This window comes from Streptomyces sp. NPDC052107, from assembly GCF_040680215.1.
Classification (GTDB): Bacteria; Actinomycetota; Actinomycetes; order Streptomycetales; family Streptomycetaceae; genus Streptomyces.
This window is the reverse complement of the sequence record NZ_JBFAWG010000007.1, coordinates 275,848-286,603: the sequence shown is the minus strand read 5'-3', so window position 1 is coordinate 286,603 and position 10,756 is coordinate 275,848. Positions and strand designations below refer to the sequence as shown.

Annotated in this window: 5 protein-coding genes and 1 pseudogene; 4 read left to right on the top strand and 2 right to left on the bottom strand. The window is 69.5% G+C overall.

The window, feature by feature from the left end; genetic code table 11:
* Positions 1–332: 332 nt before the first annotated feature.
* Together AB0M27_RS10860 and mgtE are read left to right on the top strand one after the other, a co-directional pair.
* Positions 333–1,076, top strand: coding sequence for a VOC family protein (locus tag AB0M27_RS10860; protein ID WP_365720149.1), 744 nt, complete (start codon positions 333–335; stop codon positions 1,074–1,076).
* Between the two features lie 277 nt (positions 1,077–1,353).
* Positions 1,354–2,712: a magnesium transporter gene (gene mgtE / locus AB0M27_RS10855; RefSeq protein ID WP_365720147.1), complete on the top strand. Its 1,359-nt coding sequence runs from the start codon at positions 1,354–1,356 to the stop codon at positions 2,710–2,712.
* Positions 2,713–2,812: 100 nt separating this feature from the next.
* Here the strand turns inward: mgtE and AB0M27_RS10850 are convergent, their stop codons facing one another.
* Positions 2,813–4,342 (bottom strand): UDP-N-acetylglucosamine 1-carboxyvinyltransferase, encoded by a 1,530-nt coding sequence (locus AB0M27_RS10850; RefSeq protein ID WP_365720145.1) that lies wholly within the window; start codon positions 4,340–4,342, stop codon positions 2,813–2,815.
* A gap of 380 nt (positions 4,343–4,722) precedes the next feature.
* Between AB0M27_RS10850 and acnA the strand changes: the two genes are divergently transcribed.
* Together acnA and AB0M27_RS10840 are read left to right on the top strand one after the other, a co-directional pair.
* Positions 4,723–7,440: an aconitate hydratase AcnA gene (gene acnA / locus AB0M27_RS10845; RefSeq protein ID WP_365720143.1), complete on the top strand. Its 2,718-nt coding sequence runs from the start codon at positions 4,723–4,725 to the stop codon at positions 7,438–7,440.
* Between the two features lie 98 nt (positions 7,441–7,538).
* A pseudogene (locus AB0M27_RS10840) lies at positions 7,539–7,727 on the top strand (ATP-binding protein); the annotation flags it as partial.
* 210 nt (positions 7,728–7,937) lie between these two features.
* On the opposite strand, the gene AB0M27_RS10835 reads toward AB0M27_RS10840, so the two are convergent.
* Positions 7,938–10,607, bottom strand: a complete 2,670-nt coding sequence (locus AB0M27_RS10835) for a SpoIIE family protein phosphatase (protein ID WP_365720141.1) — start codon at positions 10,605–10,607, stop codon at positions 7,938–7,940.
* Positions 10,608–10,756 lie beyond the last annotated feature (149 nt).

Genomic DNA, 10,756 nt, shown 5'->3' with positions numbered 1-10,756 from the left:
GAGGCGCGGCGGCATCTGTACGAGGAGGTGGCCTCCGCCGTCGTGGCGACGGACGGCCGTACCCCCGAAGAGGTCACCCAAGCAGCCCTGGACGCCCCGGCCCGGCCGTCCTGCTCGCCGCGTACGGCGAGGTCGGGCAGTAGCCCCGCCGACTCGTCGGCACGTGAGTGAGCGAATTCGCCCCGGTCGGCCCGACCGATGGAAGGAATCCGCGAGTTGGCTGCTCGCACTGGAGTCGCGCCGCAGCGGACCGCCACCCTGGTCGAGCTGAGCCTCGGGCGTGACCGGCTCAGCCTCACGAAGATCGATCGCTGCAGTGTGAGGAGAGAACGATGAAGATCACCCGCCACCTCCAGGGCGCACCGTGCTGGGCGGATCTCGACACTCCCGACGTCGCGTCAGCCCGTGCCTTCTACGGCTCCCTCTTCGGTTGGCAGGCTCTGGAACTCCCCAGCGGCTACGTGAACTTCACGCTGCACGAAGAGAAGGTCGTGGGAGCGATCAAGCTCAAGGAGGGAGAGGAGCACTCGGCCGGCTGGACCGTCTACTTCATGACGGATGACCTGGTCGAGACGACGAAGGCGGTGGAGGCCGCCGGAGGCAGCGTGGTCAGCCCTCCGAGGAAGGTGTCGGTCGCCGGTAGCGCCGCCGTCTACAAGGCCCCTGACGGGGCGGTCCTCGGCGCCTGGGAGCCGGACAAGCACCCCGGGTCCGGCCTGATGCACGAACCCGGCACCCCGTCCTGGTTCGGACTCAGCACTCCGGACGTCGTCGGCTCCACGGCGTTCTACATCCAGGTCTTCGGCTGGACGGCCGCAGCGCCGACGGTGGGCGACGCCACTCGCGTCACGGCATCCGGCGACTCGGTGGAGTTCGGCGGAATCGCGGGCGGGCCGGCGGCCTCACCGGGCTGGACCCTGCACTTCGGCGTGGAGGACGTCGACGCGGCATCGGCGACGGCGGTCTCGCTGGGTGGCGCGGTCGTCTCGGCTCCCGCGGACGTGGCCGGGGTCGCCCGGGTCGCCGTGCTGAAGGACCCCTGCGGCGTGAGCTTCGCGCTGGTCAGCCGAGCCTGACAGCAGTCGTACGGCCCCGGTGGGCCGCTTCGGCGGTGAGTCTTCCCACCGGGGCGCTGCCTCGTCACTCGCACCTGTCCGAGGTTTTGTCCCCTGCGCAGGAGGGAGGTGGTTCGCCGTGCAGAGCGAGCCTCCCAGTCGAACCTCGCGTACGGCCGTCTCCCACCGGAGCGGGCTGTGACTTCTCGCAGCTGACCTCCACCAGGCAGGGACGGTGTCGGTACGCGCCTTGCGAAGCAGAGCATCCGCCCCACCGCCTACCGAGGGGACTCCTGCCATGACGCACACCCAGCTGACCGACGACGAACTGCCCACGGAGCTTCAGGACGCATTGGAGCGCCACGACCTGCGTGACGCACAGTACTTGCTGGGCCAGCGCCCACCCCATGTCATCGCCGACGAGCTGGCCCGGATGAACGCCGTCGACGCGGTGGTCGCGTTCCGGCTCCTCGACAAGGACGAGGCCATCAAGGTCTTCGAGGAACTGGAGCCCATCGATCAGCAGGCCATCCTGATGGGACTGCGGGACGCCGCCTTCCACGAACTGGTCGAAGAGTTGGACCCCGACGACCGTGTGCGCATGCTCCGCGAGGCCCCGGCGAAAGTGGTCCAGCGGGTCCTGGCCGGGCTCAGCGCGCACGAGCGACGCGTGACCGCAGCCCTGCTGGGATATCCGGAAGGCTCGGTAGGGCGCTACATGACACCCGAGGTGGTCGCGCTGGACCAGCACCTGACCGTACGACAGGCGTTGGAGCTCGTCCGCTCCAGGGGCACGGACGCGGAGACCGTCTACACGCTGCCCGTCGTGGACACCGGACGCCGCCTGACCGGCGTGGTCGAACTGCGTGAGCTCGTGCTCAGCCCGCCGGGAGAGGGCGTGCTCGGTCTCGTCGCTGCCGATGTCCCCCGCGCGCACGCCGCCGACCCCGCGGAAGACGCGGCTCGCCTGATGCGCGAAACGAACACCTTGGACCTGCCTGTCGTCGACAGCGAGGAGAGGCTGGTCGGCCTGCTCACCATCGACGACGCGGTCGAGGTGATCGAGGAGGCGGACACGGAGGACGTCGCACGCCAGTCCGGATCCACTCCGTGGAGCGGACACTACATGGCGGCGACCGTGTGGCAGCTGGCTCGCTACAGGGTCGTCTGGCTCCTGCTTCTGCTGCTGGCCGCGACACTCACCGTGACGGTGACGAAGGCTTTCGAAAGCACACTTGAGCAGGTCACCCAACTCGCCATGTTCATTCCGCTGCTGATCGGCACAGGCGGAAACGCGGGTGCCCAGGCGGCAACAGCCGCCGTACGCGCGCTGGCCGTGGGAGAGGTACGGGGCTCGGACCTGCCCGCGATCATCTGGCGGGAGTGCCGGGTGGGCGTCCTCCTGGGAACGATGCTGGCAACCCTGGGAATGGCGCTGGGCACGGCATTCGTGGGCGCTCACATCGCTCTCGTCGTCGGCATCGCGCTCGTGATCATCTGTGGGTGGGCGGCGACGGTCGGCGGGGCCATGCCGCTCCTGGCCAAACGAGTCCGCATCGATCCAGCGGTGATCTCGGCCCCCATGGTCACGACACTGGTGGACGCCACAGGACTGGTGATCTACTTCGTCACCGCCCGAGTGGTCCTGGGTATCTGAGCAAGACTCCGGGTGACCGGGTTCGAACGCCGCCGCTCCCCCTCCCGACCTCACATTGCGCAGGCCGGACGGGGTGCGGCGGCATTCCTTCGGTAACCGGTCAGATGTCCCGGAAGATCTCGATCTGCGCCCCGATGGAGTTCAGGCGCTCGGCGAGGTCCTCGTAACCCCGGTTGATGACATACACGTTGCGCAGCACGGACGTGCCCTCGGCCGCCATCATCGCCAGCAGGACGACCACGGCGGGGCGCAGGGCCGGTGGGCACATCATCTCGGCGGCGCGCCAGCGGGTGGGGCCCTCCACCAGGACCCGGTGCGGGTCGAGGAGCTGCAGGCGGCCGCCGAGGCGGTTGAGGTCCGTGAGGTAGATCGCGCGGTTGTCGTAGACCCAGTCGTGGATGAGCGTCTTGCCCTGCGCGACGGCCGCGATCGCCGCGAAGAACGGGACGTTGTCGATGTTCAGGCCCGGGAAGGGCATGGGGTGGATCTTGTCGATCGGGGCTTCGAGCTTGGAGGGGCGGACCGTCAGGTCGACCAGGCGGGTGCGGCCGTTGTCCGCGAAGTACTCGGGCGACCGGTCGTGGTCGAGGCCCATCTCCTCCAGGACCGCCAGCTCGATCTCCAGGAACTCGATCGGGACCCGGCGGACCGTCAGCTCCGACTCCGTGACGACCGCGGCGGCCAGCAGGCTCATCGCCTCGACCGGGTCCTCGGAGGGGGAGTAGTCCACGTCGACGTCGATGTTCGGCACGCCGTGCACGGTCAGCGTGGTGGTGCCGATGCCCTCGACCTTGACGCCCAGGGCCTCCAGGAAGAAGCACAGGTCCTGGACCATGTAGTTGGAGGAGGCGTTGCGGATGACCGTCACGCCGTCGTGCCGGGCGGCGGCCAGCAGCGCGTTCTCGGTCACGGTGTCGCCGCGCTCGGTCAGCACGATCGGACGGTCGGGGCGGACCGCGCGGTCGACCTGCGCGTGGTACTGACCCTCGGTGGCCGCGATGTCCAGGCCGAACCGGCGCAGCGCGATCATGTGCGGCTCGATGGTCCGGGTGCCGAGGTCGCAGCCGCCGGCGTACGGCAGTTTGAAGTGGTCCATGCGGTGCAGCAGCGGGCCGAAGAACATGATGATCGAGCGGGTGCGTACGGCGGCCTCCGCGTCGATCGCCGCCATCTCCAGCTCGGCCGGCGGCACCAGCTCCAGGTCGACGCCGTCGTTGATCCAGCGGGTGCGCACGCCGATGGAGTTGAGGACCTCCAGCAGGCGGTACACCTCCTCGATCCGCGCGACGCGGCGCAGCACCGTGCGGCCCTTGTTGAGCAGCGAGGCGCACAGCAGCGCCACGCACGCGTTCTTGCTCGTCTTGACGTCGATGGCGCCGGACAGACGGCGACCGCCGACCACGCGCAGATGCATCGGGCCCGCGTACCCCAGCGACACGATCTCGCTGTCCAGGGCTTCTCCTATGCGGGCGATCATCTCAAGGCTGATGTTCTGGTTCCCGCGCTCGATGCGGTTGACCGCGCTCTGACTGGTGCCCAGCGCCTCCGCGAGCTGCGTCTGTGTCCAGCCTCGGTGTTGCCGGGCGTCACGGATGAGCTTGCCGATGCGTACGAGGTAGTCGTCTGCCATGTGGTTGAGGTTATCTCAGATATGAGATGGTGCCCGCTGGGGGGTCCATTCGGGTGACGGCACGTCAGTGGCCTGCGGGGACGCGGCATTACACCCCATTCATGGTGAGTGCCCGTTATCTCCCCTATCCTCCATGCAGGGGACGAATCCAGCGTGTGGCGCCGTCACCTCATACCGCGCGAGCGGCCCGGCGGGGTGTCCGGGCATGACCATCCGGCCCCCATGTACTAGTGTTATCTCGACATCGAGATATCTGCCAGGTGCACCGCAGCCGCCAGTCACTAAGGGTTACCTAACTTAGCCTTACCTTAGCGGATCGGCCAGACCGGCGTGGCGGCAGGATTGACGGTGGTACGCGCACATCAATGAAGGAGACTGTCGTGTCGGCGAACAGCTTCGACGCCCGCAGCACGCTGCAGGTGGGCGACGAGTCGTACGAGATCTTCCGGCTGGACAAGGTGGAGGGCTCGGCCCGCCTGCCGTACAGCCTCAAGGTCCTGCTGGAGAACCTGCTCCGCACGGAGGACGGCGCGAACATCACCGCCGACCACATCCGCGCCCTCGGCAACTGGAACTCGCAGGCCCAGCCCAGCCAGGAGATCCAGTTCACGCCGGCCCGCGTGATCATGCAGGACTTCACCGGCGTGCCCTGTGTCGTGGACCTCGCGACCATGCGTGAGGCCGTGAAGGAGCTCGGCGGCGACCCCGCCAAGATCAACCCGCTGGCCCCGGCCGAGCTGGTCATCGACCACTCCGTCATCGCCGACAAGTTCGGCACCAACGACGCCTTCAAGCAGAACGTCGAGCTGGAGTACGGCCGCAACAAGGAGCGTTACCAGTTCCTGCGCTGGGGCCAGACCGCCTTCGACGAGTTCAAGGTCGTCCCGCCCGGCACCGGCATCGTCCACCAGGTGAACATCGAGCACCTCGCCCGTGTCGTCATGGTCCGCGACGGCAAGGCCTACCCGGACACCCTGGTCGGCACCGACTCGCACACCACGATGGTCAACGGCCTCGGCGTTCTCGGCTGGGGCGTCGGCGGCATCGAGGCCGAGGCCGCCATGCTCGGCCAGCCGGTCTCCATGCTCATCCCGCGCGTCGTCGGCTTCAAGCTCACCGGTGAGCTGCAGCCCGGCACCACCGCCACCGACCTCGTGCTCACCATCACCGAGATGCTGCGCAAGCACGGCGTGGTCGGCAAGTTCGTCGAGTTCTACGGCGAGGGCGTCGCCGCCACCTCCCTCGCGAACCGCGCCACCATCGGCAACATGTCGCCGGAGTTCGGCTCCACCGCCGCGATCTTCCCCGTAGACGACGAGACCCTGAACTACCTGCGCCTGACCGGACGCTCCGACCAGCAGGTCGCGCTCGTCGAGGCCTACGCCAAGCAGCAGGGCCTCTGGCTGGACCCGAAGGCCGAGCCGGACTTCTCCGAGAAGCTCGAGCTGGACCTGTCCACGGTCGTCCCGTCCATCGCCGGCCCGAAGCGCCCGCAGGACCGTATCGTCCTCGCGAACGCCGCCGAGCAGTTCAAGCTGGACGTCCGCAACTACGTCGACGACATCGACGAGGCGGGCAAGGAGTCCTTCCCGGCCTCCGACTCCCCGGCCGTCCATCCCAACGGCTTCCCGACCAACCCGGTTCCGGTCACCGCCCCCGACGGCACGACCTACGAGCTGGACCACGGTGCGGTGACGGTCGCGGCCATCACCTCCTGCACCAACACCTCCAACCCGTACGTCATGATCGGCGCCGCCCTGGTCGCCAAGAAGGCGGTCGAGAAGGGCCTGACCCGCAAGCCGTGGGTCAAGTCCACCCTCGCCCCGGGTTCGAAGGTCGTCACCGACTACTTCGAGAAGGCCGGCCTCACCCCGTACCTGGACAAGCTGGGCTTCAACCTCGTCGGTTACGGCTGCACCACCTGCATCGGCAACTCCGGCCCGCTGCCGGAGGAGGTCTCCAAGGCCGTCAACGACCACGACCTCGCGGTCACCTCGGTCCTCTCCGGCAACCGGAACTTCGAGGGCCGTATCAACCCCGACGTCAAGATGAACTACCTGGCGTCCCCGCCGCTGGTCGTCGCGTACGCCATCGCGGGCTCCATGAAGGTGGACATCACCCGTGAGGCCCTGGGCGTCGACCAGGACGGCAACCCGGTCTACCTGAAGGACATCTGGCCGGCCGAGGCCGAGGTCAACGACGTCGTCGCCAACGCCATCGGCGAGGACATGTTCTCCAAGTCCTACAGCGACGTCTTCGCCGGCGACGCCCAGTGGCAGTCGCTCCCGGTCCCGACCGGCAACACCTTCGAGTGGGACGCCGAGTCCACCTACGTCCGCAAGCCCCCGTACTTCGAGGGCATGGGCATGGAGCCGGCCCCGGTCGAGGACATCAACGGCGCCCGCGTCCTGGCCAAGCTCGGCGACTCGGTCACCACCGACCACATCTCCCCGGCCGGTGCCATCAAGGCCGACACCCCGGCCGGCCAGTACCTCACGGAGCACGGCGTCGAGCGCCGCGACTTCAACAGCTACGGCTCCCGCCGTGGCAACCACGAGGTCATGATCCGCGGTACGTTCGCCAACATCCGCCTGCGCAACCAGATCGCGCCGGGCACCGAGGGCGGCTACACCCGCGACTTCACCCAGGACGGCGGTCCGGTGTCGTTCATCTACGACGCCTCCCGCAACTACATCGAGCAGGGCATCCCGCTGGTCGTCCTGGCCGGCAAGGAGTACGGCTCCGGTTCGTCCCGCGACTGGGCGGCCAAGGGCACCGCGCTGCTCGGTGTGAAGGCCGTCATCGCCGAGTCGTACGAGCGCATCCACCGCTCGAACCTCATCGGCATGGGCGTCCTGCCGCTGCAGTTCCCGGAGGGCGCCTCCGCCGCCTCCCTCGGCCTGACCGGCGAGGAGACCTTCTCCTTCTCCGGCGTGACCGAGCTGAACGACGGCACCACGCCGCGCACGGTCAAGGTCACCACCGACACCGGTGTCGAGTTCGACGCGGTCGTCCGCATCGACACCCCCGGTGAGGCCGACTACTACCGCAACGGCGGCATCATGCAGTACGTGCTGCGCAACCTGATCCGCAAGTAAGCGGCAGGGCACAGCGGTTCAGGGCCGCATCCCCGGCAGCGGGGGTGCGGCCCTTCGCCGTCCGTCCCTACGGGACGCCCGTACGGCCGCAGCGGACCATGTCTGGCGACTGGAGCTGCCTCCGGAATCCCGGTGCCGGTCACCGGCGACTGCAGCAGGCGGTGACCCCGCTGCTCGTCAACGCCTGTGTCCACACTCCGCCCGGTACGACGGTCACCGTCGCCGTGGAGACCGCCGCGGGCCGGAACACCGTCCGCGTCCGTGACGACGGTCCCGGCATCCCGTCCGCCCTCCTCCCCACGGTCTTCGACCCCTTCACCCGCGTCGACCCCTCCCGCACCCGCACCGGGGCCGTATCGACGTCCACAGCGCGCCGGGCCGCACCGAGTGCGGCATCGAACTCCCCGTCGCCGTGCCGCCGTCCGGGAACACGGCAGCGTCCTCCGGGCGCCGGTCCGGTCCGCTGTTCAGCTCCGCCTGACCCGCCCGGCCGTGCCCTACGGCAGTGCCTGCTCCGCCCAGATCACCTTGCCCTGAGGGCTGTACCGCACACCCCAGCGCTCGGTCATCTGCGACACCAGGAACAGCCCCCGGCCGCCCTCGTCGGTGGTCGCGGCGTAGCGCAGATGCGGCGAGGTGTTGCTTCCGTCGGCCACCTCGCAGATCAGCGTGCGGTCGCGGATCAGCCGCACCCGGATCGGCGCGCCGCCGTAGCGGATGGCGTTGGTGATCAACTCGCTGAGCACGAGTTCCGTGGCGAAGCCCAGCTCGGCGAGGCCCCACTCGTCCAGTTTCGCGGACACGGCGAGGCGCATGTCCGACACGGCCGCCGGATCGGCGGGCACGTCCCACTCGGCGACCTGGTCGGGCGTCAGCGTATGGGTGCGCGCGATCAGCAGCGCGACGTCGTCCGTGGGCCGCCCGGGGAGCAGCTCGTCCAGCACCGCCTGGCAGCTCGCGTCCGGTGCCCGGCCGGGATGGCCCGCCAGCGCCTGCCCCAGCAGCTCCATGCCGACGTCCAGGTCGCGGGCGCGGTCCTCGATGAGACCGTCGGTGTACAGCACGAGCTCGGTGCCCTCGGCGAGCTCGAACTCCGCCGTCTGGAACGGCATGCCCCCGATGCCGAGCGGGGGCCCGGCCGGCAGGTCGGCGAAGGTGACGCTGCCGTCGGGGTGGACCACCGCCGGCGCCAGGTGCCCCGCCCGCGCCATGGTGCAGCGGCGCGTCACCGGGTCGTAGATCGCGTACAGACACGTGGCACCGGCGATCTCCCCGGCCGCCTCCGCGTCGGCCTCGTCCTGGTCGATGCGGCCGACCAGGTCGTCCAGATGGCCCAGCAGCTCGTCGGGCGGCAGGTCGAGGGTGGAGAAGTTGTGCACCGCGGTGCGCAGCCGTCCCATGGTGGCGGCCGCGTGCAGGCCGTGGCCGACCACGTCGCCGACGACGAGGGCCACCCGGCTGCCCGGCAACGGGATCACGTCGAACCAGTCCCCGCTCACCCCCGACTGCGCGGGCAGATAGCGGTACCCGACGTCGAGCGCGCTCTGCTCGGGCAGTGCCCGCGGCAGCAGGCTGCGCTGCAGGGTGACCGCCAGCGCGTGCTCACGGGCGTAGCGGCGGGCGTTGTCGATGCTCACCGCGGCGCGCGCCACCAGCTCCTCCGCCAGCGACAGGTCCTCCTCGTCGAAGGGGTCCCGCTTGGCCCGGTAGAAGTTCGCCATGCCCAGCACGACACCGCGGGCCCGGATCGGGGCGACGATGAGCGACTGGATGCCGTAGTCGAGGATCTCCCTGGTGCGCCGCGGATCCTGGGCCTGCCAGTCCTCGGCGGTGGACAGGTCGGTCACCAGCTCCGAGCGGCCGCTGCCGTACCCCCGGGCCTGGGGCGTGATCGGCAGGAAGTCGATCAGCCGGTCCTTCTCGTACAGGGGATGGTCGTCCCGGACGCCGTGGACGGCGATGCGCCGCATGTCCGTGGCGGTGGCGGCCGGCTCCTCGCCGTGCAGCACGGCGTCGGCCAGGTCCACGGTGACGAAGTCGGCGAAGCGCGGCACGGCGACCCGCGCCAGCTCGTCCCCCGTGCGCTCCACGTCCAGGGTGGTGCCGACGCCCAGACCGGCGTCGTACAGCAGCTTGAGCCGCTCCTTGGCAACCTCCGCCCGTCCGGACAGTGCCTGCAGCTCGGTGGTGTCGCGCAGGGTCACCACGGTGCCGCTGGGGCATCCGGCCCGGTCCGTGGGCCGGATGTTGACCGCCAGCAGCCGGTCCCCGGCGAACAGCACCTCGTCGGTGGCCTCGCGCCCGGACAGGAGCAGGTCCACGAATTCGGGATCGAGGCCCGCGAGCGCGCAGACGTGTTCCCCCTCGGCCTCGACGGGCAGCTCCAGCAGCCGCCTGGCCTCGTCGTTGACCAGCAGCAGCCGCCCGTCGGCGCCGACGATGAGCACGCCCTCCCGCACCGAGTGCAGCACCGTGTCGTGGTGCTCGTACATACGGGTCATCTCGTCCGGGGCCAGGCTGTGGGTCTGCCGGCGCAGCCGCCTGCCCACCAGTGCCGTGCCCCCGGTCGACACCACGAGCGCCGCGGCCCCCGCGGTCAGGATGAGCGGCAGCTGCCGGTTCACCTCGTGGGTGACGTTCTTGACCTTCATCCCGGCGGAGACGAGAGCGACCACCTTGCCGTGGGTGTCGTCGATCGGCACGGTCGCCTGTTCCTCGTGGCCCAGCGGGCCGTGCACGCTCTCCGTGTACACCTTGCCGGCCAGCGACGGACCGATCTGGCCCACGAACCGCTTCCCGATCTTGCTGGGAATCGGGTGGGTGTAACGGATGCCGTGGGTGTCCATGACGACAATGAAGTCGACACCGGCGGCCTTGCGCCCCGCCTCGGTGAGCGGCTGCAGGATCTTGGACGGGTTGGGTGTACTCAGCGCCTGCAGGACGCCGGGGGAGTGCGCGAAGGTCTGGGCGACGGCGATGGACCGTCGCCGGGCCTCGGTGCCGGTGTCCCGCTCCGACTGCAGGACCAGGGCGAGCACGGCGCAGAGTACGAGTGCCGCGACCAGCGCCACCTGCAGGACGAAGACCTGCCCCGCAACGCTCCGCGGGCTTTTGCCGATCACAGACCGCCAGGAGTGACGCCTGAGTCGGTCAGTAATGTCCGACATGCGGCCTTTGTAGCACCGGGTTCACCCCATGGCTATGGCCCGTCCACGAGCCGGACGCCTGCTCCGTCCCGATCGAGGTGCATCATCCCTGGTTACGAGCGTGAGGGCAGGCCCGGACATCACTTCGAGAATTCGGCGCCCGCGCCGCG

What these genes read in the sequence shown, in the direction of transcription:
- AB0M27_RS10860 (WP_365720149.1), top strand. Translation starts at nt 333, where the DNA reads ATGAAGATCACCCGCCACCTCCAGGGCGCACCGTGCTGGGCGGATCTC.
- mgtE (WP_365720147.1), top strand. Translation starts at nt 1,354, where the DNA reads ATGACGCACACCCAGCTGACCGACGACGAACTGCCCACGGAGCTTCAG.
- AB0M27_RS10850 (WP_365720145.1), bottom strand. Translation starts at nt 4,342, where the DNA reads ATGGCAGACGACTACCTCGTACGCATCGGCAAGCTCATCCGTGACGCC.
- AB0M27_RS10835 (WP_365720141.1), bottom strand. Translation starts at nt 10,607, where the DNA reads ATGTCGGACATTACTGACCGACTCAGGCGTCACTCCTGGCGGTCTGTG.